A 22,384-nucleotide genomic window follows, 5' to 3' on the forward strand; every position below is an offset into this window, starting at 1 on the left:
ATAATTAGCCCCCAGAACAGCCAGAACTCGGCGGTCCGAAAGTCCACGCCGGCCCACGCCAAGTCGCCAGTCGTGCCCGCGTTGTAGAAAGTCCCCCACACCATCGCGAAGAAAGAGCCGAGCAGCAGCAAAGTCAGCCACAGCTTGCGGCGCAGTGTCAGCTTCGCGGAGATGAAATAAGCCTCATAAGCCACGACCCAGTATCCAAGCGGCCACACCAGCATCGCAGACGCAGCGAAAGTAAACATGCCGAGCGCCGTGACCGCCACGCCAGGCTCGGGCCGAAACCTCTGCAGAAGCAGGCCGATAAAGCTGATGACCAGCCCCGTGACGGCCAGCACTACCTGCCACGTAGAGCTAACCATCCCGCTGCCGAGAGTCGCACCAACACCGAGGAAGAGGTACAGGAAGCCCGCGATGGATACGAACACCCACCAGGAGGCATCCCGCCACCACACCGGGCGAGGAACTGCTTCATAAGACATGTATGAAGAGTCTAGTTACAGGCGCACCCTATCGCCGTAAACGAGCAGGCCATTAACGAAACGGGTAAGGAACGGCGGCGAGAAGTGGCTGGTAGCCTCCAGCAGCTTCGTCTTCCAACCGACCGGGAAATGCACCTTCGTGGGGCTACGGCGCGGCGCGGTCACGGCCCTTACTACCTCTGCAGCCACGTCTTGTGGGGTTGTGGACGCCCCCAGCCGCCGCATGCCCGCCGTTTCCACATCGGCGATGAGCGCCGTCCGCGAGTACAGGGGCAAGACGGTGCGGACTCGAATGTTGTGCTTATCCCACTCGAAATCCAGCGCCTCGGAGATGCCACGGACGGCGAACTTGGTGGCGGAGTAGGTGGCCATATCCGGCGTACCGTAGATGGAGGAGGCGCTGCAGACGTTGACGACCACGCCGTCGCCGGCCGCCTTGAGGTGCTCGAAGGCCGCGCGGCAGCCGTAGATCACGCCCTTGACGTTGACGTCAACGAGGGTGGAATCCTGCGCGAAGCTCCCGCGGTCGATGAAGTCGCCGCCGTAGAGCACGCCCGCGTTGTTGATGAGTGCATTGATTCCTCCGGCGCGGGCCGCGAAGTCGGTAACAGTGGCGGACCACTGGTCGGGGTCGGTGACGTCGAGGGTGCCGGGGATAATGTTCGGATGTTGGGCCCAGCCGCGGACCTTGTCTCCGTCGAGGTCGTAGGCGCCGACGGTCCAGCCGGCCTCGGCGAAGGACTCAGCGATTGCGCGGCCGAAGCCTTGGGCTGCGCCGGTAACGAGTATTGATTTCATACTCCTAACTATTACAATAGCCAGAGTACAGGAGGTAAATTATGGCCTATTTAATCATCGACCCATCCGGGAACCCATTAAGTCGCCCGAATGATGGAGATGTTGTATCCAATCCAGACACAGGGCAGGTCCTTACCGTCAGCTTCCTGAGAATAATCACGCCCGACGGGGACTATGAAGTTGATTTTCTTCCCGGAATTGTCGACCTCTACCAAGGAAGCAAGGATAGATCATCCTATTCCACAAATATTCAAGAGATAAGCGTCGAGAAAGGAACTCGACTTCACAAAATTGGCAGTATCGACCATATAGATGATGTAACCCTGACGCATTTAGGGGATAAATACCGAGTTCAGGCCGCGAAACTAGACGACACGAAACCAGATAGTTTAATCCTCTGCGAAGATGGTTTTATAAGAACTTTGCAAGATAGTTTTTCTGCTACCGACAGGCCTCAAGGAGTAATCCTCGTTCTCCACAAAGTAGACGAGTAGGCAGCCCCGACGCCCCCTACCCAGTTAGAACGCTTCACCCCATCAGCTTCTGCTGCAGGGCGCGATCCTTCTCCAGCACCGCGTCGCGCATGTTCTCCTGATACTCGACCATCTTGTCCATCAGGGCCTCGTCAGCCACCGCGAGGGTGCGCACGGCCAGCAGTCCGGCGTTCTTCGCGCCGTCGATGGAGACGGTGGCGGTCGGCACGCCGCCCGGCATCTGCACGATGGAGAGCAGAGAATCCAGGCCATCCAGATTGCCCAGGGCACGCGGAATGCCGATCACCGGCAGCGGAGTGGCAGCGGCGACCATGCCGGGCAGGTGGGCGGCACCGCCGGCGCAGGCGATGATCACCTTCACACCGCGAGTATGGGCGGTGCGGGCGTAGTCGAGCATGCGCTCCGGGGTGCGGTGCGCGGAGACCACGCCAACCTCGAAGGGGATGCCGAACTCGGCCAGCACCTCGGCTGCCGGCTCGACGGTGGGCCAGTCGGAGTCGGAGCCCATCACCAGGCCGACCAGCGGGGTGCGTGCGTTCTCAGTCATCGGTTAGTCCTCCCATTCGGCGGTTTCCAGGAACTTCGCGGCCAGGCGCGCCTGCTCGCGCGTGCGCGTCGGATCCTCCCCCAGCATATTGACGTGGCCGATCTTGCGGCGCGGGCGCCAATCCTTGCCGTACATGTGGATCTTTGCGTTCGGGAAACGACGCCACACCGCATCCATGCGCTCGTGCATCGGCATCGCCGGATCCTCGGCAGCTCCCAGCACGTTTGCCATCACTACCACCGGCGCGGTCGGCTCCGTGGAGCCCAGCGGGCGGTCCAGTACGGCGCGGACGTGCTGCTCGAACTGGCTGGTGATGCAACCATCCTGGGTCCAGTGGCCGGTGTTGTGCGGGCGCATCGCCAGCTCGTTGACGATGATCTCCGGCTGGCCGTTCTCGTCAGTGGTCTCGAACAGCTCCACCGCCAGCACGCCTGTGACGCCCAGCTCGGTGGCGACGTCACGGGACAGCTGCTCGGCGGCGGCCAGGATTTCAGGCGTGGAGTTAGGGGCGGGCGCCACGGCCTCCACGCAGATTCCGTCCTCCTGCAGGGATTCCACTGCCGGCCACGCCTGCACCTCGCCGGACGGGGTGCGGGCCACCATGGCGGAAAGCTCGCGCACCAGCGCGACCTTCTTTTCCGCCATCAGGGGGATCTCCTTGTCCAGCAGCTTCTCCACCAGCTCGCGGGCCTCGTCCACCGTGGCGGGGAACCACACGCCCTTGCCGTCGTAGCCGCCGCGGCGGGCCTTCAAGCACACCTGGCCGTCCACGGCCTCGAAGAACCCGGCGATGTCGTCGGCGGACTCGATGGCGGCAAACGCCGGCACCGGGGCGCCCAGCTCGCGCAGCTTCTTGCGCATCACCAGCTTGTCCTGAGCGTGGATCAGCGCAGACGGCTGCGGCTGCACGTTCACGCCCTCGTCGATAAGGGCATCCAGGAAGCGATTGGGCACGTGCTCGTGGTCGAAGGTCACCGCGTCGGAGTCGCGGGAGACCTCGCGGACGTGCTCCTCCAGCGCGTAGTCCCCCAGCACCACGTCGGCGGTCACCTGCGCGGCCGAGGAATCCGGAGCCCCGGCCAGCACGCGGCAGCTAAGGCCCAGCTCGATCGCCGCCTGTTGTGTCATTCGCGCCAGCTGCCCGTCACCGATGATCGTCACCAGCGGCGCGCCCGGCGCGTGCGCGGTCTCGCGGGCTAATGACCAGTCGGCTGTGTTTTTCCCGTTGTTCTCACTCACGCCTTCTAACTATAGTTCCCCGGCCCGACACGCCTAAGCTGGCTCTTCAGCAGCCGCTCGAACTTGCGGGTATAGGGAACCGAATGCAGCACCAACGGCACCCGGGCGCCCGCCACATACACCGCCACGTCTCCCCGGTGGGAGCGGCAATCCACCACGTTGGCCAGCGGGATCTGCCCGATCCGGCTGCGCAGGTGGCCGGTCGCGGTGATCAGCCGCCTGTCGGTCAGCAGCATGCGGGAGCGCGCGCGGAAGATCAGGTGGCGCACGCAGCGCCTCCAGCAGACCCACAGCCACGCAACCAGCAGGCCCCGGCGGAGCCAGAGGAAGGCTTCCACGGTGGGGGCGTCCAAAGCATTGGTGGCCAAGTACTGGTCCAGAACGCCGATGCCCATCCAGAACAGCCCCGTCCACAGCATCAGGCGCAGCACCGGGAAGAACATGGAGCGGCGCGCGGGGCTCAGCTCCGCTAAGACCTGTTCGCCGGGGTCGAAGGTGATTTTGCTCATGCGTAGCGCCCTCCGTAGTCGCCCGTGCCGTCGGCGCGCAGGTGCACGATCTCCCCGGCGCGGATCACGCGCGTGCCCTCGCTGGTGCGGACCAGCAGCTCGCCGTCGTCGTCGATGTCGGTTGCCGTGCCCTCCACGACCTCGTCGCCAGGCAGGAATGCGCGCACGGAGGTGCCGATGGTCGCGGAAGCCTGGCGGTAACGCGGAAGCACGGTCTGGGCCGCCCCTCCTAGTCGACGCCACCTTTCCAGATTCGCCGCCAGCTCCGCGAACACGGCCACCGCGACGTCCTCGCGGCTTGGGCAGGTTAGCCCCAGGCGGGCGCACTCCAGGTCGAGGGAGCTGGCGTGGGCGACGGGCAGCTCGTCGGTCTGCAGGTCGTAATTGATGCCGAAGCCCAGGATGATCGCCGGGTGCGGGTCCAGGTGCACGGCCTCCACCAGAATGCCCACCAGCTTGCGGCCGTCCAGCACGCAGTCATTGGGCCATTTCAGCTGGATGGGGATGTCCGCGGAAGTGCGGATGCCCTCCACGATCGACAGGCCCGTCAGAAGTGGCAGCAGGCTGATACGGTCCACCGGCACGTCCGGCAGGCGCAGCAGCACGGAGCAGATCAGCTGGCTGCGGGCCGGAGCCTCGAAGGAGCGGCCCTTGCGGCCCCGCCCGGCGGTCTGCTCCTCGGCCATGAGTACGGACATGTCGGGCAGGTCCTCCCCGCAGCGCACCCGGTCGGCCAGGTCGGTGCTGGTGGAACCGGTGGTTTGCAGTACTTCGACGTGGCGGTAGCCCAGCGGGGCCAGGCGCTCGGCCAGGCGGCGGGGGTCTAGCGGTGTGCGCATGGGAGTACTGTCCTTTCTCTTCACATGCCTTTCCTCAGACACTCTAGCCCCACCAATCACGGCACTGGAGTTTTTACACCGTATTATGGCGACCATGAGCTCTACCACCGACACATCGACAACTGCCGGGAAGATCGCCGACCTCCGCGATCGCTTGGCGGAGACCCACAAGCCGCAGGGGGACGAGATCCCGCGTGCTCGTCGCCGCGTGGACGCACTGCTGGATGCTGGTAGCTTCGTGGAGACCGACGCGCTGGCCCGCCACCGCGCCACCGCCTTTAAGGCCGACAAGTTCCGCCCAGTCACCGACGGCATCGTCGCCGGCTACGGCACCATCGACGGCCGCCCGGTGTGCGTGTTCTCGCAGGACGCCACCCTCTTCGACGGCCAGATCGGCGAGACCGCGGGCGAGAAGATCCTGAAGGTCATGGAGCTGGCCGTGAAGTCCGGCACCCCGCTGATCGGCATTTACGAGGGCGCCGGCGCCCGTCCGAACGAGGGCATCGCGGCCCTGGAGTTCTTCTCCCGCATCCAGAGCCTGCAGACGAAGCTTTCCGGCGTGGTTCCGCAGATCGCCCTGGTCGCCGGCCCGACTAGCGGCGCGCTGGTGCACTCGGTGGTCCTGTCCGACGTCGTCGTTGCGGTCAAGGGTGCCGGGGAGCTGGTAGATGACGCCACAGACGGCACCGCCCACATCGTCGCCGAGGACGATGCCTCCGCACTGGGACTCGTCGCGGACATCCTGGGCTACCTTCCCAGCAACAACCGGGCACTCCCCCTACGCGGGGACGAGACGGAGGCAGAGCCGGAGACAGACGAGCTGGACGGCCTGATCCCCGACTCAGACGCGCAGGCCTACGACATGCACGAGGTACTGAAACGCGTGGTCGACGCAGGTTCTGTGCTGGAACTCCAGAAGTTCCATGCGCCGAACCTGATCACGGCACTGGCGCGCGTGGGCGGTCGGAGTGTGGGCGTCATCGCGAACCAGCCCGAACAACAAGCAGGGGCGGTCGACGACGCGGCGGCTGAGAAGGCAGCGCGCTTCATCCGCTTCTGCGACGCCTTCAACGTGCCACTGGTGACCTTTGTGGACTCGGCGGGCTACGCGCCGGACGTGCTGTTCCGCCGCACCGCGAAGTTGATCGGCGTGACGGCAGCGGCGAGCGTCGGCAAGATCGCCGTTATTACCCGCAAGGCCTTCGGCGACGCCTACCTTTCGCTGGGTGCAAAGCGCCTGGGCACCGACCTGGTGTATGCATGGCCGACCGCGCAGATCGCGCAAGACGATAGCTATCAGGCGGAGCCTTACTCCGCCGCGGAGCGGGGTCTGGTGGACGCGGTGATCCCGCCGCGCGAGACCCGCGCCCGCATCGTCGACGGCCTGCGCCTGGTGGAGCGCAAGGCCGAGGACGGCTACCCACGCAAGCACGACAACCTGCCGTTCTAGGAGGAAGCGCGTGACTGATTTTCAGGTAATCAAGGGCAACCCGGACGAGGTGGAGACCCGGGCGCTGCAGCTCATCGTCGACGACCTGGCCAAGGAGGCCGAGGCGCTGCGCAATGCGAAGCCGGATACGCGCGGGCACTACGGCCGCGAGCTGCGCCACAGCAGCCCGGGCGCGTTCCGCAATCCGCAGATGCCGCGGGGCTAGGACATGCAGCTAACTTTGGCCAGCACCTCGCCGGCGCGTGAGAAAGTGCTGAACGCTGCCGGGGTAATCCCCCGCAAAGTCTCCCCCGGTGTGGACGAGGAAGCCGCCGTCGCGGAGCTGGTGAACCCCACCCCGGCGCAGTACGTGCAGCACCTGGCCACCGCGAAGGCGCGGGCGGTAGACGGTGAACTAGTGCTGGGCGGCGACAGCATGCTGCTGATCGACGGCGAGCTGCAAGGCAAGCCGCACACGCGCGAAGAGACGGTGCGGCGGTGGCGCCAGCAGCGCGGAAAGCGCGCAGAGCTACTCACCGGACATGCACTTATTGACGCCGCCACGGGCCAGATCTACGAGGAAGTAGTGGCCACACAGATCCAATTCGCCGAGGTCTCCGACCGAGCGATCGAGGCATACGCCGCCACCGGCGAGCCGTTGGAATGTGCCGGGGCTTTCACCCTGGAGGCGCTCGGCGGGTGGTTCATCGAGAGCATCGACGGGCACCCGTCGGCCGTGATCGGCCTATCGCTCCCCGCCCTGCGGCGGGGGCTGGATCACTTCGGCTACGACTTCTCCGACCTCTGGGGCTAGGTCGGCTAGTCGGCCTTGACGGAGCGCTGCTCCGGGCCGACGTAACTGGATAGCGGGCGGATCAGGGCGTTGTCCTCGTTTTGCTCCACGATGTGGGCGGTCCAGCCGACAACGCGAGCCATGACGAAAATCGGGGTAAAGAACGGGATGTCGATGCCCAGCATGTAGTAAGTCGGGCCCGCCGGGAAATCCAGGTTCGGCTGGATGCCGGTGCGCTGGTCCATGGCCTTCTGCATGTTGTCGTACATATCCACCCAGCGCTGGCCGTCGTGGTTGGCGGCGGTGCGGCGCATGGCGGCCTCCATGGTAGGCACGCGCGAGTCGCCCTTCTTGTACACGCGGTGACCGAAGCCCATGATCTTGTTCTTTGCGTCGCACTGGTCCAGCACCCACTGCTCAGCGGCCGCCGGGTCCTCGACAGCCAGGAAGTTGTGCATCACGGCCTCGTTCGCGCCACCGTGCAGCGGCCCCTTGAGGGCGCCGATGGAGCCGGTGACGGCGGAGTAGACGTCGCTCATGGTCGAGCTGATCACGCGGCCGGTGAAGGTGGAGGCGTTGAAGCCGTGCTCCGCGTACAGGGTGAGGGACTGGTCGAAGGCCTCGACGTCGTCGCGGTTGTTGGCGGGGCTGCCCTCCTCGTCGCCGAAGCACATGTAGAGGAAGTTCTCAGCGATATCGCGGTCGCGGGACGGCGGGATGTAATCCAGGTTCTTGCGGCGGCGTAGGTCGTAAGCGATGATCGTCGGCAGCTTGGCCAGCAGTGTCAGACCGGTGCGGCGCACCGCGTCTGGGCTGCGGTCGTCCGCGTTGAGGTCCTCCGTGCCGAACACGCTCACCGCAGTGCGCAGCACGTCCATGGGGTGGGCGGTCTTCGGCAGGGAGTTAATGAGGTCCAGCATGCTGCGGTCGATGGGGCGCAAGGCGCGCTCTCGCTGGCGGAACTGCTCCAGCTCGCGGAAGTCCGGCAGTTCGCCGTTCCAGAGAAGGTAGGCCACGTCCTCGAAGGTGCAGTGCTCGGCCAACTCCTGGACGGGGTAGCCCCGGTAGGTCAGGGAGTTGGTCTCCGGGTTCACCTTCGAGACACCGGACGTATCCACCACCACGCCGTTGAGGCCCTTGTTGATGTTCTTGTCGGTGCCGGTGACGTTGGAGGTCTTGCTGGACTGGGCGCGGGGCGTGGCGAAGTTGGTGCGCCCGCGGTCGAAGGGTGCGTTGGAAACCTTGATCGGCTTAGTCATGGTGAGTGGTCCTTTCGGGTTAGAAGATGCCGCCGGGGATCTGTGGTGCGCGCGCCAGCACGTCGTCGCTGACCACGAGGTTCAGCTGGCCGAGCTCGCCGGGGGCCAGGTCCGCGGTGGCCTCGGCGACGGCGAGGAAGCGATCCTGTTCAGCCTCGTCCACCACGCCCTCGGCCAGGGTGCGGAACTTGTTGATGTAATCGGCGCGGCCGAAGGGGCGGGCGCCCAGCGGGTGGGCGTCGGCCACGGCCAGCTCGTCGACGATCTCGGTGCCGTCGCGCAGGGTGACTACCGCCTTGCAGCCGAAGGCCTTCTCGGCCGGGTCGGTGGAGTGGTAGCGGCGGGTCCACTCCGGATCCTCCACGGTGGAGATCTTGTGCCACAGCTCCACGGTCTCCGGGCGCTGGGCGCGCTCGGGGGCGTAGGAGCGCTCGTGGTGCCACTCGCCGTCTTCGAGGGCGACCGCGAAGATGTACATCACGGAGTGGTCCAGCGTCTCGCGCGAAGCCTTTGGATCGAACTTCTGCGGGTCGTTCGAGCCGGTGCCGATCACGTAGTGGGTGTGGTGGCTGGTGTGCAGCACGATGCTTTCCACCTGGCTTAGGTCCCCGATCTTGTCCCGCATGCGGCGGGCCAGGTCGATTGGCGCCTGGGACTGGTACTCCGCGGAGTGCTCCTTGGTGTAGGTATCCAGGATCGCCCGCTTCGGCTCCCCCGCCTCCGGCAGGGGGACAACATAGTGGGCGTCCGGGCCGTCCAGCAGCCAGGCGATCACGCCGTCCTCGCCCTCCCAGATCGGGGCCGGGGCGCCTTCGCCACGCATGGCGCGGTCCACGGCCTCCACCGCCATCTTCCCGGCGAATGCGGGCGCATGGGCCTTCCACGAGCTGATGAGCCCCTTGCGGGACTGGCGCGTGGCCGTGGTGGTGTGCAGCGCCTGACCGACGGCCTGGTAGATCACCTGCGGGTCCAGGCGCAGCAGCGTGCCAATGCCCGCGGCTGCGGACGGCCCCAGATGCGCGACGTGGTCGATCTTGTGCTTATGCAGGGAAATGCCCTTGACCAGGTCCACCTGGATCTCGTAGCCGGTGGCAATACCGCGGATCAGGTCGCGCCCGCCCAGCCCGCGCGCCTGCGCTACGGACAGGATCGGCGGGATGTTGTCACCTGGGTGGGAGTACTCGGCGGCCAGGAAAGTGTCGTGAAAATCCAGCTCGCGCACCGCGACACCATTGGCCCAGGCGGCCCATTCGGGGGAGACGGTGGCGTCAGTACCAAAAACGGCGCTGGGCCCGGTGTGGCACAGCGCCTGGGTGCGCGCCGAAGTGACGGGGCGGCGCACAAGGGAGGCAGCAGCGACGGCCGCGTTGTCGATAATTCGGTTGACCACCATATCCGCGGTATCTTGCGGCACCTCGACCGGGTCGGCGGCGACCTGCGCGACCTTCCAAGCGAGGTGCTCTTCCTGCGGAAAGTCGTCGGCAGAGGGGTGGACGCGAACGTCGTGGTTAATCATCGCGGGGGTTAGATCCTTTCGGAGATTGAGGCTGTGATGCGCCTCACTCTAACGCCCCGCGACGAGTTATGTAGTTAAACAAATATTTTTTGACGCCAAAACTGCAGTGTTGCGCTGACGCGCTTAAGCGTGCTTTTCCTCCACGCGCTTGATGGCCTCTTCGGCAACCAGCTGCTGGATGCCCATGTCCAGCTCGGAGGTGAAGCCCACGCAGGAGCAGTTGATCTCGCCCAGGACGTAGGTGTCCTCGCCGGTCTCGTCGTCATCGGCCAGCATGAAGTCGGCGGTCCAGATCAGCGGAATGTTGTCGCCACCCAGCTTCTCGGCGATGACCGGGCGAGCCTCGGCGAACATGTCCACCAGCTCCTGCCACTCCTCCGGCTTCTGGTAGGTGTACTTCGCGCCAGAGAACAGGGTTGCGGAGAACGCGTCGCCGCCCTCGGCCGGCTTCTTGTGAACCACGAACACCGGGTGCGGGCCGACCAGCAGAATACGGATCTCGCCCTCGACGATGCGCGGCATGAAGCGCATGTCCACCAGCATGCCGTTGTCGCCGACGATGTACTGGTCGCAGAAGTCCATGAACTCGCCCAGCTCGCGAACCTCAGTGTGGTTGTCAACTGCCTCGGTGCACTTCAACTTCGTATCCAGGGGCAGAGCCGTGCCCGGCTCGACGGACTCGGCCAGCTGCTTGTCTTCCAGCTGCACGCGCCAGATGCCGGAGCCGGTGGAGCCGCGGTTCTGCTTCAGCACGCGCTCACCGTAGGACAGGGAGGTGGGGAAGGTCTTGTGGAAGGAGTCGACGTCGTAGTAGGCGGCGGTGTCATCCGGCACCAGGTCGGTGTCGTTCAGTTTGACCAGCGCATCCTTCGCGCCGTAAGCCATCATCTCTGCCGGGGTGGACATGCCCACCAGGCCAGCCTCCTCGGTCAGCTTGGTCAGCATGTCGAAGTAGCCCTTTTCGCCGCCGGGGATGTGGCCCGGGTTTACGCGGGAGATGTAAGCGTCGTACTTAGCGGCAACATCTTCGTAGATTTCGCTGGTCTTCTCCGGGTCGAAGTAGACAACCTCGGCGCCCCAGCCCTTCTCACGGATGGCCTCGACGATGGGCATGGTGTCGCGGCGGTGGCCGTCCTCACCCTTGTCGTTTCCGCCCTGAACCTCAAAGACAACAATGTTCTTGTGCACGGTTTCCCCTAGCTCTGGAAGTAAAAATGCAGTGCGCGTGGCCACGTTTAGCCAACACCTTTAATTCTACGACCAGCCAGCGCGGGCGGCAGCGGAAGAAAGGCCGTTCAGAAGGCGCTAGACTCTCAATCGATCGAAAGGCAGGTGTTTCATGGGAATCGAATTCGACCCCAGTCCTCAGCTCAAGCAGTACGCACACCCAAACAAGCTGGTCACGAACGCGTGGCTGGGTGCAAAGCTGGGAACTCCCGGCCTCAAGGTCGTCGAGGTGGACGCCGATTCGCTTTTATACGATATTGGTCACATTCCCTCTGCTGTGCGCCTGAAATGGTACGAAGACCTCTCGGATCCGGTGTGGCGCGACCTTATCGGACCTAAGGAGTTCGAGGAACTCATGGGGCGCCTAGGCATCTCCCGGGAGGACACGGTGGTGTTCTACGGCGACCACGCCAACCTGTGGGCCGTGTACGCGCTGTGGGTCTTCGAACTCTTCGGCCACCCGGATGTGCGCATCCTGGACGGCGGGCGAGACGCCTGGATGCAAGAGGAACGCGAGATTTCCTATGCCGTCGATGAGGTGTCGCCCCGCCCCATTTACTCGGTGCCCTCACACCGAAATGACCACACCCACCGCCTCTTCGTCGACGAGCTGCGCACGAAGTTCGACGGCACCCAGGTGATCGACCTGCGTAACGCCGAGGAGTACACCGGCGAGGTAACCCTGCCCGGCTACCCGATCCGCCGCAACGGACACGTACCGGGGGCCAAAAACCTGCGCGCTGACTCCTCACTGCTGGCCAACTCACGCTTCCGCCCTGTCGAAGCCATCAAGGACATCCATGCCGAGCTGGAGCTGGACCCCCACCGCGAGACCGTTGTTTATTGCAACAACGGAGCCAGGGCCGCGCTCGAATGGTTCGTACTGCGCTTCCTCTTGGGGTGGGAAAATGTGCGGGTTTACGATGGCTCGTGGATCGAATGGGGAAACATGATGCGCGTGCCCATCGAGCGTGGCTAACCGGGGCGTGTAGCCTCATTAACTAACACCTAACTAATAACCCGAAAGGATTGCCCGTGACTTCCAGCACCTCCGCCCCCTTGACGAAGGTACTGATCGCCAACCGTGGCGAGATCGCAGTGCGCGTCATCCGGGCTGCGCGCGACGAGGGCATCGCTACCGTCGCCGTGTACGCGGACCCGGATGCAGAGGCACCCTTCGTGCGCATGGCTGACGAAGCACTGGCCCTCGGCGGCCAGACTTCGGCGGAGACCTATCTGGACATCGAGAAGATCATCGGCGCCGCGCGCAAGTCCGGCGCCGACGCGATCCACCCTGGATACGGATTCCTGTCGGAGAACGCGGACTTCGCCCAGGCCGTCGTGGATGCGGGTCTGAACTGGATCGGCCCGCCGCCGGAGGCGATTCGCAAGCTCGGCGATAAGGTCACTGCGCGAAACATTGCCCTTAGTGTTGACGCCCCTATGACTCCGGGCACTAAGGAACCCGTCGCGGATGCCGCAGAGGTCACCGCCTTTGCGGAGCGCCACGGACTTCCGATCGCCATTAAGGCCGCCTTCGGCGGCGGTGGGCGTGGCATGAAGGTCGCCTACACGATGGACGAGATCCCGGATCTCTTTGAATCCGCAACCCGCGAGGCCATCACCGCTTTCGGCCGCGGCGAGTGCTTCGTGGAGCGCTACCTGGACCGCGCCCGCCACGTCGAGGCGCAGGTCGTGGCCGATAAGCACGGCAACGTTGTGGTCGCCTCCACCCGCGACTGCTCCGCCCAGCGGCGCTTCCAGAAGCTCATCGAGGAGGCCCCCGCGCCGTTCCTGAGCGACGAGCAGAACGAGCGCATCTATTCCTCCGCCAAGGCCATCTGCCGCGAGGCCGGCTACTACGGCGCGGGCACGGTGGAGTACCTGGTGGGCTCCGACGGGCTGATCAGCTTCCTGGAGGTCAACACCCGCCTGCAGGTGGAGCACCCCGTCACCGAGCAGGTCACCGGCTGGGATCTGGTACGCGAGCAGTTCCGCATCGCTCGCGGCGAGGAGCTATCTCGCACCCAGGATCCGGAGATCGTCGGCCACTCCATCGAGTTCCGCATCAACGGTGAGGACCCGACGAACAGCTTCATGCCGGCTCCGGGGCGCATCCAGACCTACCATGAGCCCGCCGGCCCCGGCGTGCGCATGGACTCCGGCATCGAAACCGGCGCGGTGGTCGGCGGTCAGTTCGACTCCATGCTGGCCAAGCTCATCGTCACCGGCGCCGACCGCACCGAGGCAATCCAGCGTTCCCTCCGAGCACTGGAAGAGTACGAGGTCGAGGGCATCCCGACCGTGATTCCCTTCCACCAGGCCGCGCTGACCGACCCGGCCTTCGCCGCCGAGGACGGCAACTACCGCGTGTACACCCGGTGGATCGAAGAGGAATGGGACAACCAGCTGCCCGCCTACGAAGAGCCGCTCGCGGCCACCGCCGAGGGCGAGCTGCCGAAGGAGAAGCTGGTCGTGGAGGTCGACGGGCGCCGCGTGGAGGTGCTGGTGCCGGGCGAGATCCTGGCGGGTCGCGGTTCGGTGAGCCGCGCAAAGAAGCGCCGCGCGAACGCTGCGGACATCGCCATCACCGGCGACACTGTGGCCGCCCCGATGCAGGGCACCGTGATCAAGGTGGAGGTCGCGGAAGGCGACGAAGTGGCCGAGGGCGACGTTCTGCTGGTACTTGAGGCGATGAAGATGGAGAACGCCGTCAAGGCGCACAAGTCCGGTGTAGTGCAGTCCTTGAGCGTCGGAGACGGCGATGGCGTCACAAAGAACCAGGCACTAATGGAGCTGAAGGACGACAGCTCTACTGATAACGAATAGACGAGACAGGAAACTCACCCCCATGACTGAAACCACCACCGAGCAGGCCAACACCTTCGAAAAGAAGACGCCCAAGGGCATGATCTTCCTCGGTCTTGGGCTGCTGATCGTCGCCGTGATCACCGCTATCGTTTCGCTGGTGGGTGTGAAGGACTTCGGAAAGGGCTACGACGTTAAAGCCGGCAAGGAGTACTACCTGCTGGCAGATGAAGAAGCACTGAACGCGAAGGAGTGCACCCTGGTCGACAGCGAAGGCAAGCAGCTCGTTGACCGCATCGAGGCCGCGGACCTGAAGTTCAGCCAGGATGACCTGGAGATCTCCGATGTCTCCCTGCCACTGACGAAGAACAAGGGCGTGTACACCTCCATCAAGTTCACCGAGGACATCGAGGGCGCCGAGTACACCTGCGACCAGGGCAACATTTACATCTCCAAGTACTCCTCTGGCACCCTGCAGGCCCTGCGGTGGGTAACGATGCTGTGCGGCGCTGCGGGCGTGGCGATCCTGATTCTGGCGGCGTTTGCGAACCAGCGTAAGCGGGTCGCGGATGATGCAGATGATGCAGTGGACGCAGAGGACTGAGTGGTAGAAAACTTTACGAACCAGCTGACCGGGACCTTGGCTAAGTGGAAAAGCTCCAAGCGGGGCTACGTATTGGCGCTCGACCAGGGGACCACGTCTACCCGCTGCATCATTTTTGACGCGCACGGCAAGATCATCAGCTCCAGCCACATGGAGCACCGACAGATCTTCCCGCGCCCCGGCTGGGTGGAACATGACCCGGAGGAGATCCGGCGCAACACAAGGCGCGTGATGGCGGACGCGGCGGCTTCCCACGACATCCCGGTGGAAGAGTTCGCAGCGGTGGGCATCACCAACCAGCGCGAAACCACCGTCGTGTGGGACCGCGCCACCGGCAAGCCCATCTACAACGCCATCGTGTGGCAGGACACACGCACCGACAAGATCGTGAGCTCCTTGAGCGAAGAGCAAAAGGCCATGATCTTCGAGCGCACCGGTCTGAACGCCTCCACCTACTTCGCCGGGCCGAAGATCCAGTGGATTCTGGACAACGTCGATGGCGCCCGCGAGAAGGCGGAGCGCGGGGAACTGGCCTTCGGCACCATCGATACGTGGCTGATCTGGGAGCTCACCCGCCGTTCGCACAAGAAGTCCAAGGCGGGGCGCAGCGACCATGCCCGGCACGTTACGGACGTCACCAATGCCTCGCGCACCATGCTGATGGATCTGCGAACGCAGACGTGGGATCCAGAGCTGTGCGATCTGTTCGGCGTGCCGGAATCCATGCTGCCGGAGATCGTCAGCTCCTCCGAGGTGGTTGGGAAGGTCCGCCGCAGCGGACCGGTGCAGGGCGTGCCGATCGCAGGCATCCTGGGCGACCAGCAGGCCGCCGCCTTCGGTCAGGTGTGCTTCAACCAGGGCGAGGCGAAGAACACCTACGGTACCGGCAACTTCCTGCTGATGAATACCGGCACCGAGCCGCAGTGGTCCGAGCACGGGCTGATCACTACCGTCGCCTACCGGCTGGGCAACCAGCCCGCCGTTTACGCGCTGGAGGGATCCATCGCTGTCACGGGCTCCCTGGTGCAGTGGTTGCGCGACAACCTGGGGTTCTTTGACACCGCCGACGACATTGAGCCGCTGGCCCGCAGCGTGGACGATAACGGCGGTTGCTACATCGTGCCGGCCTTCAGCGGGCTGCTGGCGCCGCACTGGCGCCCCGAGGCCCGCGGCATCATCGCGGGGCTGACCCGCTATGTGACGAAGGCGCACATCGCCCGGGCCGCACTGGAGGCCACGGCCTTCCAGACCCGCGAGGTCGTCGAGGCCATGAACGCGGACTCGCAGGTGGATCTGAAGAATCTGCGCGTCGACGGTGGCATGGTGGTCAACTCGCTGCTGATGCAGTTCCAGGCCGACCAGCTGGAGGTGCCAGTGACGGTGCCGGAGGTCTCGGAGACCACCGCCCTCGGAGCGGCCTACGCCGCCGGCCTGGCCGTGGGCTTCTACCGGGACCTCGACGAGCTGGTTTCCCTCTGGCAGGAGGAAAAGACCTACTTCCCCGAGGGGGATCCCGAGGAGCGCAAGATCGCCTACGACAAGTGGAAGCGCGCCGTGGAGCGGACGTTCAACTGGACCGAGGATTAGGCTCCGGGTGCTACCTTTAGAGGTATGAACGAACCGTCCCGCCGTGAAATCCGCATCTCCGATGCCGACCGTAGCGACGCTATCAGCGCGCTCGGTGAGCACTTCGCCGACGGTCGGCTCACCATGTCCGAATACGAGGAGCGCGTGCAGCAGGCCACCACGTCCCGCTCCGAGCGCGAGCTCGCGCAGTTATTCACCGACCTTCCACCGCTGGAGGCTTCGCGCGAGCTGGTTCCCTACTACTCCGCCCACGAGGTCGATCGCCAATACCGCAGCGGTCGGAACGTGCGCCTGGGCTTGTTGCTCAGCACCGTGATCGGCAGCAGCGCCCTGGCCATGCTCCTCAATGGCGTGTGGGCGAACTCCCCCATCCTTTTGCTAATGATCCCACTGGTCTTCGTGCTGCTCTACATCATGAAGGTCGGCCCTAGGGCCTGGTACGAGCCCAGCCCGGCACAGTTGGAGCGCCAGCGCTTCCGGGAGCTGAAGATGCAGCAGCGCGCCCAGCAGGCGCAGTGGAAGTTCGAGCGTAAGCAGCGCACCCACCAGCTGACCAGCAGCGCGATGAAGTTCGCGCAGAAGCGCCTTAACGGAACTGGTCAATAACCCCGGCGAACAGGCGGATGCCGATGCCGAGGGCGCGCTCGTCGAACACGATGTCCGGCTGGTGCAAATCGGGGCGCTCCCCCTTGCCAGTCCACGCGCCCAGGCGCGCCATGGACCCCGGCACGTGCTCCAGGTACCAGCTGAAATCTTCGCCGCCGGTGGATTGCGGCGCCTCCTTCAGCGCGTTTGGATCCACGTCGTTGACGGCCTGTGCGAGCGCGGCGGTGGAGACGTCGTCGTTCATCACCGGCGGCACGCCCTTGGTGTAGCGCAGCTCGAGCTCGGCCCCGGTGGGTGCCACCAGGTGCTCTAGGAGTTCTCGCAGGGTTTCTTCGCCACGACGCCACACTCCAACCTCCGCGGTGCGGAACGTACCGAGCAGGCGGACCTCCTGCGGAATTGCGTTGAAAGTGGAGCCACCGTTAATCGCCCCGAAGGTCAGCACCGTGCCGGTGCGCGGATCCACGGTGCGGGACAGCAGTCCCGGCAGCTGCGAGGCGATGATGCCCGCGGTGTACACCAAATCCGCTGCCAGGTGCGGACGGGAAGTGTGGCCGCCGTGGCCGCGCAGGATGATCTCCACCACGTCGCTGGCGGAGGTGATCGCACCGGTGCGCACGCCGATCTCGCCGGTGCGCAGCTTCGGCTCGCAGTGGACGGCGAAAATGCGGGACACGCCGTTCAGCGCCCCGGCTTCGATGACGTCCACCGCGCCGCCGTCCATGACTTCCTCGGCGGGTTGGAAGATAAAGCGAACCTGGATCCCCAGGGCATCCTCCCCGTGGGCGTCAACAAAGTCGGCAAGGGCGATAGCCAGCCCCAGCACGATCGTGGTGTGGATGTCATGACCGCAGGCGTGCATAACCCCCGGCACCTCGGAGGCGTAGTCCAGACCCGTGACCTCCTGCAATGGCAGCGCGTCGATGTCGCCGCGGAAGGCGATGCGGGGCGCACCCACAGGGCCGATGTCGGCGATCAGGCCCGTGGAGGGCAGAGCCACGGGCTGCAGCCCGGCGCGCTCGAGCTCGGCAGCCAGAAAGCGGGTGGTCTCCGTCTCCATGTGCGACAGCTCGGGGTTGCGGTGCAGGTGACGGCGCCAGTCGATGACCCGCTGTGCGTTGTCCCGCGTCCAGTTCTGCACGAACTGGGCGACGGAATGGGTGCTGCTTTCCTGCGCGCGTTCCTGTGTGCCGTCTTGCACTTGAATACTCACGTCCCTCTCACTTTTACTGACCTGTCTAGTCTAGCGCCTGCGGTATTCTTGGTTGGCATGACTGCTTCCCCAAATCCTTATGAATTGGCCGCAGAGGCTGCGGCGGCGCTGAAGGAGCGCACCGGCCTCGATTCCTACGACTGTGCCGTGGTGCTCGGCTCGGGGTGGCGCCCCGCCGCCGACGTGCTGTGCGAAGGCGCGGAAGATCTGCAGGAATTCCCGATGTCGGAGCTGCCGGGCTTTTTGGCACCCACCGCGCAGGGGCACGGTGGCACGGTGCGCAGCGCCCGCATCGGCGGCCGCAACGTGCTGGTGCTGCTGGGCCGCACCCACGCCTACGAGGGCCACGAGCTGTGGCGCACTGCCCATGCGGTTCGCACCGCCGCGGCCGCGGGCGTGCAGACGATCGTGCTGACCAACGCCGCGGGTGGCCTGACCGAGGGCATGACCGTCGGCGAGCCGGTGCTGATCGCCGATCACATTAACTTCACCGCCAAGACACCCCTGACGGGCGCGAACTTCGTGAACCTGGTGGATGCCTACAGCCCCGAGCTGCGCGCCAAGGTGCAGAAGCTGCGCCCCGGCATGCGCGAGGCTGTGTACGCGATGATGCCCGGACCTCAGTACGAAACCCCAGCGGAGATCCACATGCTGCGCACCCTGGGCGCGGGCCTGGTGGGCATGTCCACGGTCTACGAGACGATCGCCGCGCGCGAGGCGGACGTGGATGTGCTGGGAATCTCGCTGGTCACGAACCTGGCGGCGGGGGTTACCGGCGAGGCCCTGAACCACGAGGAGGTCCTGCAGGCGGGCAAGGAAGCCGCCAACGACATGGGCAAGCTGCTCGGCGAGCTGGTGAACAACCTATGAGCCAGTTGAAGTTCGGCACCGCCGGCCTGCGCGCCAAGATCGGCCCCGGGCCAGACGAGATGAACGTCGGCACCGCCACCCGCGCCACGGCCGGTGTGGCTGCGTGGCTCAAGGAGCGAAAGCGCCCCTCGCGCGCCGACGGGGTTTTTCGTGCGGCTGTGGGATATGACGCCCGCTACGCCTCCCACGCTCTAGCCCGCGCTACGGCGGAAACCTTCGCGGGCGCAGGCTTCGACGTGACCCTCATCGCGGAGCCATCCCCCACCCCAGTGTTGGCGTGGCTGGTGCGCTCCCGGCACATGGACGTGGGCGTGCAGATCACCGCCTCGCACAACCCCGCGCAGGACAACGGCTACAAGCTGTACCTGGACGGCGGCTCTCAGCTGGTCTCCCCCGCCGACCGGCAGATAGAAGAGCACATTGCCGCCCAGCCAACTGACGCGGCGAAGATTCCGCGCTCTGAGGCGAAGTCGGTAGACCTGTCCGTGGTCTCCGGCTATGTCACCGAGCTGGGCACCCTGGTGGCCACCGGCCGCCAGGCGGAGCTGGCGCCGCGGCGGAAGCTAAAGATCCTCTACACCCCCATGCACGGCGTGGGCGGCAACGCCCTGGAGTGGGCCTTGCGCGAGAACGGCTTCGGCAACGTGCACGCGGTGGCTTCGCAACGCTGGCCGGACCCGACCTTCCCGACGGTGGACTTCCCCAACCCGGAGGAGCCCGGCGCCACCGACGCGCTGCTGGAAGAGGCCCGCGCCATCGACGCGGACCTGCTGATCGCCCTGGATCCGGATGCGGATCGCTGCATGCTGGGGCTCAAGCGGGCGGATGGCGAGTACCACATGCTGCGCGGGGACGAGGCCGGCCCCCTGCTGGCGCGCCGGGTACTGGCGGACGTGGGGGCGTCCACAAAGAAAAAGCCTGTAGTGGCGACAACGGTGGTCAGTTCGCAGCTGCTGGGGCGCATGGCACGCGCCGAGGGCTGGGACTACGTGGAGACGCTGACTGGCTTTAAGAATCTGGCGCGCGCTGCCGACGATCGGCCGGGCGAGCTGGCTTTCGCCTATGAGGAGGCGATCGGCACCGCGCCCGCGCCGCACATCGTGGCGGACAAGGACGGCATTGCGACGGCGCTGATCGCGGCGGCGTGGGCGGCCGAGACGGATCTGGCCGCCGAGCTAGACGACATTGAGGCCACCTATGGGGTGTTCAGGACCGCGCAGGTCAGCGCACGTTTCGACAGTGCGGAAGAAGCGCACGAGCTGATCGCGCGCTGGGCGGACAACCCACCGGCTGAGCTCGCGGGCGCGGCCATGCAGGCCGGGCCGATCGAGGATTCCGCGGGCAACCGCACCGACGGCGTGCGACTGGTGGGCACTTCCGGAGATATGGGACTGCGCGTGGTCGCCCGCGCGTCCGGCACCGAGCCGAAGGCGAAATTCTACCTGGAGGTCAGCGCGGAGCCAGGGGCGGATGCGCAGGCCGTGGAGGCGCTGCTGGAGCGCCTAAAGGTCGATGTTACGGGGGCCGTATAGGCGGTCGCCGGCATCGCCCAGGCCGGGGACGATGTACGCCTCCTCGTTCAGGCTGGGGTCGATGGTCGCGGTGAACAGTCGGCGCACACTCACGTTGGCCTCCACCAGCGCATCTACACCCGGCTGGGCGGAGACCATGCACACGCAGGTGATGTCGTTGGCACCGCGATCCTCCAGCAGGCGGATGGCGTGCAGCAGCGAGCCACCGGTGGCCAGCATCGGGTCGACCAGGAACACCGGCTGGTCGCTGAGGTCGTCCGGCAGCGCCTCCAGGTAGGGCACGGGCTCGTGGGTGGTTTCGTCGCGGGCCATGCCGATGAACCCAACTTGTGCGTCGGGAATCATGGACAGCGCCGGGTCGATCATGCCCAGGCCCGCGCGGATGACGGGCACGATGATCGGGGGCTTTTCCAGCCGCGTGCCGGCGGTGGTGGCGACGGGGGTTTCGAGCTCGAAGTGTTCGACCACCAGGTCCGCCGAGGCCTCGTAGATCAGCATGGCCCCCAGGTCGGACAAAGCGGCGCGGAACTGTGCATTGTCGCTGTTCTTGTCGCGCATAATGCTGAGCCGGGAGGCGACGAGCGGATGATTAACCACCTGAATTTCCATGGTTCCCCACTCTAGTTGATCCGCGATTGAACCTTTCGGGCTGCGGCGGAGTCTAAAGAAGCTGAGAGTGTATTTGGGGAGGGTTTCATGCTTTCAGGGGATGCGTTAGCGGCCGATTCGGAACTGGTGGGGCAGCTAAAGGAGCGTACGCAGGATGTGAGTACCGCGCTGCAGGGAAAGGTCGCGCCACTGCACGGCGCCGTGGGGATGGTGGCGCCGCCGGCGCTTAAGGATTTTCTGCGGGCGCTGTCGACGGCGCGGGAAGCCCACGATGGGTTGTTGCGGGATGCGGAGAGCTACTTTAATGACGCCACGTTTGCGCTGGGGCGCGTGCATCGCGGACTAGACGGACACGAGGGCGAGTACTCCCACGCCTTCAGCGGGCTGAGGGAGGTCTGAGGTGCTAGACATAGCGAGCCTGGTGGCACCACTGGCCGCGGCGATCCCCTCGCCGTTTAGCCCGGGCCTCAGCGCCAGCGTCTCCGGGGTAAAAGGCCTGGAGGATCTTGGGAACCTGGCGGCCTCCGCCCTGCAGGGGCGGGCGGGCGATAACGTGCACGGCTCCCTGGACTCGGTGGCCAAGGTCGTTTCCCAGGCCTTAGGTGCAGGCGGTGCACTGGACAAGCTGGCGGGGCAGGCAGCCCAGGCCGTAGAGCGGGCAATCGGGGATTTGAGCATCATCTTCGATGACTGCGTGCGGGAAATCGGCCAGGCAGTGGCCACCAGCGGCATGGCCGGCCCGCTGGGCTTGGTTAATGGCCTCGGCGCGGCGATGCCGCTGGTGTTGCGACACTTCGGGCGGGCGGAAGATCGCATGCACACACTAGAGGAGGAGCTGCGCGGGTTGACCCTGGACGTGCACGAGGTGAAGAAGAAGCAGATCCCCGAGCGGTTGCCTGCCAGGAATCCGGACACGGCAGAGGTTGCGGCGCCGGCGTCACCAGATAACAACAGCGCGCCGGGCGCACCGACGGACCAGGCACACAAGGCGGTAGCCGCGGCGAAGACGGCCCTGGGCACCCCGTATCAGTGGGGTGGGACGGTGCCGGGCAAGGGGCTGGACTGCAGTGGCCTGGTGCAATGGGCCTACCAGCAGGCCGGGGTGGATCTGCCGCGGACGGCAAGTGCACAGGCGGTCGGACCGCAGATCCCGCGCGCGGAGGTGCAAGCAGGCGACCTGGCGGTGTGGGACGGGCACGTGGCGATGATCGTCGACGGCGGGAACATGATCGAGGCCGGTGATCCGGTGCAGATCAGCCCCATCAGGCAAGACAATATCGGAATGCCGTTCAAGGGCTTCTACCGGCCGACGGCGGCCTAAGTAATCAGACACAGGCGAAAAGAGGAGAAAAACATGCCACTCATCAACGGACGATCCCACGGCAGCGGGTTGGCTCGCATCGTCAGCACTCCCCCACCT

At 65.4% G+C, this 22,384-nt stretch carries 23 protein-coding genes and 1 pseudogene; 13 read left to right on the forward strand and 11 right to left on the reverse strand.

What is annotated here, in order from left to right; translation table 11 throughout:
* Window positions 1-485: pseudogene (locus Q0331_RS01760) on the reverse strand (sensor histidine kinase); the annotation flags it as partial.
* A gap of 15 nt (window positions 486-500) precedes the next feature.
* On the reverse strand, window positions 501-1,283 hold the full coding sequence (locus Q0331_RS01765; protein WP_298074329.1) for an SDR family oxidoreductase: 783 nt from the start codon (window positions 1,281-1,283) through the stop codon (window positions 501-503).
* 41 nt (window positions 1,284-1,324) lie between these two features.
* Here Q0331_RS01765 and Q0331_RS01770 point away from each other — a divergent pair, with 41 nt between their 5' ends.
* Complete coding sequence (locus Q0331_RS01770) at window positions 1,325-1,777, forward strand: hypothetical protein (protein WP_269944035.1); 453 nt, start codon at window positions 1,325-1,327, stop codon at window positions 1,775-1,777.
* Between the two features lie 34 nt (window positions 1,778-1,811).
* Here Q0331_RS01770 and purE read toward each other — a convergent pair whose 3' ends face one another.
* From purE to Q0331_RS01790, 4 genes are read right to left on the reverse strand one after another with little or no spacing between them, the layout of a single operon-like run.
* Entirely contained in the window at window positions 1,812-2,324 is a 513-nt protein-coding gene (gene purE / locus Q0331_RS01775; protein ID WP_011274033.1) for a 5-(carboxyamino)imidazole ribonucleotide mutase, read from the reverse strand.
* Window positions 2,325-2,327: 3 nt separating this feature from the next.
* A complete protein-coding gene (locus Q0331_RS01780; protein WP_049049814.1) occupies window positions 2,328-3,563 on the reverse strand; it encodes a 5-(carboxyamino)imidazole ribonucleotide synthase in 1,236 nt (411 codons plus the stop codon).
* Window positions 3,564-3,568: 5 nt separating this feature from the next.
* A complete protein-coding gene (locus Q0331_RS01785) occupies window positions 3,569-4,072 on the reverse strand; it encodes a hypothetical protein (protein ID WP_298074335.1) in 504 nt (167 codons plus the stop codon).
* Window positions 4,069-4,911: a biotin--[acetyl-CoA-carboxylase] ligase gene (locus tag Q0331_RS01790; protein WP_298074336.1), complete on the reverse strand. Its 843-nt coding sequence runs from the start codon at window positions 4,909-4,911 to the stop codon at window positions 4,069-4,071. Before Q0331_RS01790 ends, Q0331_RS01785 begins: the two co-directional genes overlap by 4 nt.
* Window positions 4,912-4,996: 85 nt before the next feature.
* Here Q0331_RS01790 and Q0331_RS01795 point away from each other — a divergent pair, with 85 nt between their 5' ends.
* From Q0331_RS01795 to Q0331_RS01805, 3 genes are read left to right on the forward strand one after another with little or no spacing between them, the layout of a single operon-like run.
* Window positions 4,997-6,361 carry an acyl-CoA carboxylase subunit beta gene (locus tag Q0331_RS01795; protein ID WP_298074338.1) on the forward strand — a complete coding sequence of 455 codons (1,365 nt, stop codon included), beginning with the start codon at window positions 4,997-4,999 and terminating at the stop codon, window positions 6,359-6,361.
* Window positions 6,362-6,371: 10 nt separating this feature from the next.
* Complete coding sequence (locus tag Q0331_RS01800; protein ID WP_035011799.1) at window positions 6,372-6,566, forward strand: acyl-CoA carboxylase subunit epsilon; 195 nt, start codon at window positions 6,372-6,374, stop codon at window positions 6,564-6,566.
* A gap of 3 nt (window positions 6,567-6,569) precedes the next feature.
* Window positions 6,570-7,154 carry a nucleoside triphosphate pyrophosphatase gene (locus Q0331_RS01805; protein WP_298074341.1) on the forward strand — a complete coding sequence of 195 codons (585 nt, stop codon included), beginning with the start codon at window positions 6,570-6,572 and terminating at the stop codon, window positions 7,152-7,154.
* A gap of 5 nt (window positions 7,155-7,159) precedes the next feature.
* Here Q0331_RS01805 and Q0331_RS01810 read toward each other — a convergent pair whose 3' ends face one another.
* From Q0331_RS01810 to Q0331_RS01820, 3 genes are all read right to left on the reverse strand, one after another.
* Window positions 7,160-8,392: a bifunctional 2-methylcitrate synthase/citrate synthase gene (locus Q0331_RS01810; protein ID WP_298074343.1), complete on the reverse strand. Its 1,233-nt coding sequence runs from the start codon at window positions 8,390-8,392 to the stop codon at window positions 7,160-7,162.
* Between the two features lie 19 nt (window positions 8,393-8,411).
* A complete protein-coding gene (gene prpD / locus Q0331_RS01815; protein ID WP_298074345.1) occupies window positions 8,412-9,908 on the reverse strand; it encodes a 2-methylcitrate dehydratase PrpD in 1,497 nt (498 codons plus the stop codon).
* 123 nt (window positions 9,909-10,031) lie between these two features.
* Entirely contained in the window at window positions 10,032-11,096 is a 1,065-nt protein-coding gene (locus tag Q0331_RS01820) for a Cj0069 family protein (protein WP_298074347.1), read from the reverse strand.
* Window positions 11,097-11,247: 151 nt separating this feature from the next.
* Here Q0331_RS01820 and Q0331_RS01825 point away from each other — a divergent pair, with 151 nt between their 5' ends.
* Genes Q0331_RS01825 through Q0331_RS01845 form a run of 5 tightly spaced genes read left to right on the forward strand, consistent with a single transcriptional unit; the run spans window position 11,248 to window position 16,740 of the window.
* Complete coding sequence (locus tag Q0331_RS01825; RefSeq protein WP_298074349.1) at window positions 11,248-12,114, forward strand: sulfurtransferase; 867 nt, start codon at window positions 11,248-11,250, stop codon at window positions 12,112-12,114.
* A gap of 56 nt (window positions 12,115-12,170) precedes the next feature.
* A complete protein-coding gene (locus Q0331_RS01830; RefSeq protein ID WP_298074351.1) occupies window positions 12,171-13,964 on the forward strand; it encodes an acetyl/propionyl/methylcrotonyl-CoA carboxylase subunit alpha in 1,794 nt (597 codons plus the stop codon).
* 22 nt (window positions 13,965-13,986) lie between these two features.
* Window positions 13,987-14,547, forward strand: a complete 561-nt coding sequence (locus tag Q0331_RS01835; RefSeq protein ID WP_298074353.1) for a hypothetical protein — start codon at window positions 13,987-13,989, stop codon at window positions 14,545-14,547.
* Complete coding sequence (gene glpK / locus Q0331_RS01840) at window positions 14,548-16,134, forward strand: glycerol kinase GlpK (protein WP_298074355.1); 1,587 nt, start codon at window positions 14,548-14,550, stop codon at window positions 16,132-16,134. It abuts the gene before it with no gap.
* A gap of 24 nt (window positions 16,135-16,158) precedes the next feature.
* On the forward strand, window positions 16,159-16,740 hold the full coding sequence (locus Q0331_RS01845; protein WP_298074357.1) for a DUF1707 domain-containing protein: 582 nt from the start codon (window positions 16,159-16,161) through the stop codon (window positions 16,738-16,740).
* Here Q0331_RS01845 and Q0331_RS01850 read toward each other — a convergent pair.
* Window positions 16,721-17,953 (reverse strand): amidohydrolase, encoded by a 1,233-nt coding sequence (locus Q0331_RS01850; RefSeq protein WP_298074359.1) that lies wholly within the window; start codon window positions 17,951-17,953, stop codon window positions 16,721-16,723. The two genes, Q0331_RS01845 and Q0331_RS01850, sit on opposite strands and share 20 nt — an antisense overlap.
* A 57-nt stretch (window positions 17,954-18,010) precedes the next feature.
* Here Q0331_RS01850 and Q0331_RS01855 point away from each other — a divergent pair, with 57 nt between their 5' ends.
* Together Q0331_RS01855 and Q0331_RS01860 are read left to right on the forward strand one after the other, a co-directional pair.
* Window positions 18,011-18,823 (forward strand): purine-nucleoside phosphorylase, encoded by an 813-nt coding sequence (locus tag Q0331_RS01855; RefSeq protein ID WP_070487851.1) that lies wholly within the window; start codon window positions 18,011-18,013, stop codon window positions 18,821-18,823.
* Window positions 18,820-20,355 (forward strand): phospho-sugar mutase, encoded by a 1,536-nt coding sequence (locus Q0331_RS01860; RefSeq protein WP_298074360.1) that lies wholly within the window; start codon window positions 18,820-18,822, stop codon window positions 20,353-20,355. The genes Q0331_RS01855 and Q0331_RS01860 overlap by 4 nt, the downstream gene beginning before the upstream one ends.
* On the opposite strand, the gene upp is transcribed toward Q0331_RS01860, so the two are convergent.
* Window positions 20,326-20,964 carry a uracil phosphoribosyltransferase gene (gene upp / locus Q0331_RS01865; RefSeq protein WP_298074362.1) on the reverse strand — a complete coding sequence of 213 codons (639 nt, stop codon included), beginning with the start codon at window positions 20,962-20,964 and terminating at the stop codon, window positions 20,326-20,328. The two genes, Q0331_RS01860 and upp, sit on opposite strands and share 30 nt — an antisense overlap.
* 87 nt (window positions 20,965-21,051) lie before the next feature.
* Between upp and Q0331_RS01870 the strand changes: the two genes are divergently transcribed.
* On the forward strand, window positions 21,052-21,363 hold the full coding sequence (locus Q0331_RS01870) for a hypothetical protein (RefSeq protein ID WP_298074364.1): 312 nt from the start codon (window positions 21,052-21,054) through the stop codon (window positions 21,361-21,363).
* Between the two features lies 1 nt (window position 21,364).
* A complete protein-coding gene (locus Q0331_RS01875) occupies window positions 21,365-22,285 on the forward strand; it encodes a C40 family peptidase (RefSeq protein WP_298074365.1) in 921 nt (306 codons plus the stop codon).
* Window positions 22,286-22,384: the final 99 nt, after the last annotated feature.

The organism is uncultured Corynebacterium sp. (assembly GCF_937999985.1).
In the GTDB taxonomy this organism is placed as follows: Bacteria; Actinomycetota; Actinomycetes; order Mycobacteriales; family Mycobacteriaceae; genus Corynebacterium.

Bases quoted from the DNA above. Each gene is read 5' to 3' on its own strand.
- Q0331_RS01765 (WP_298074329.1), bottom strand. From the start codon at position 1,283: ATGAAATCAATACTCGTTACCGGCGCAGCCCAAGGCTTCGGCCGCGCA.
- Q0331_RS01770 (WP_269944035.1), top strand. From the start codon at position 1,325: ATGGCCTATTTAATCATCGACCCATCCGGGAACCCATTAAGTCGCCCG.
- purE (WP_011274033.1), bottom strand. From the start codon at position 2,324: ATGACTGAGAACGCACGCACCCCGCTGGTCGGCCTGGTGATGGGCTCC.
- Q0331_RS01785 (WP_298074335.1), bottom strand. From the start codon at position 4,072: ATGAGCAAAATCACCTTCGACCCCGGCGAACAGGTCTTAGCGGAGCTG.
- Q0331_RS01790 (WP_298074336.1), bottom strand. From the start codon at position 4,911: ATGCGCACACCGCTAGACCCCCGCCGCCTGGCCGAGCGCCTGGCCCCG.
- Q0331_RS01795 (WP_298074338.1), top strand. From the start codon at position 4,997: ATGGCGACCATGAGCTCTACCACCGACACATCGACAACTGCCGGGAAG.
- Q0331_RS01805 (WP_298074341.1), top strand. From the start codon at position 6,570: ATGCAGCTAACTTTGGCCAGCACCTCGCCGGCGCGTGAGAAAGTGCTG.
- Q0331_RS01810 (WP_298074343.1), bottom strand. From the start codon at position 8,392: ATGACTAAGCCGATCAAGGTTTCCAACGCACCCTTCGACCGCGGGCGC.
- prpD (WP_298074345.1), bottom strand. From the start codon at position 9,908: ATGATTAACCACGACGTTCGCGTCCACCCCTCTGCCGACGACTTTCCG.
- Q0331_RS01825 (WP_298074349.1), top strand. From the start codon at position 11,248: ATGGGAATCGAATTCGACCCCAGTCCTCAGCTCAAGCAGTACGCACAC.
- Q0331_RS01835 (WP_298074353.1), top strand. From the start codon at position 13,987: ATGACTGAAACCACCACCGAGCAGGCCAACACCTTCGAAAAGAAGACG.
- Q0331_RS01845 (WP_298074357.1), top strand. From the start codon at position 16,159: ATGAACGAACCGTCCCGCCGTGAAATCCGCATCTCCGATGCCGACCGT.
- Q0331_RS01855 (WP_070487851.1), top strand. From the start codon at position 18,011: ATGACTGCTTCCCCAAATCCTTATGAATTGGCCGCAGAGGCTGCGGCG.
- Q0331_RS01860 (WP_298074360.1), top strand. From the start codon at position 18,820: ATGAGCCAGTTGAAGTTCGGCACCGCCGGCCTGCGCGCCAAGATCGGC.
- upp (WP_298074362.1), bottom strand. From the start codon at position 20,964: ATGGAAATTCAGGTGGTTAATCATCCGCTCGTCGCCTCCCGGCTCAGC.
- Q0331_RS01870 (WP_298074364.1), top strand. From the start codon at position 21,052: ATGCTTTCAGGGGATGCGTTAGCGGCCGATTCGGAACTGGTGGGGCAG.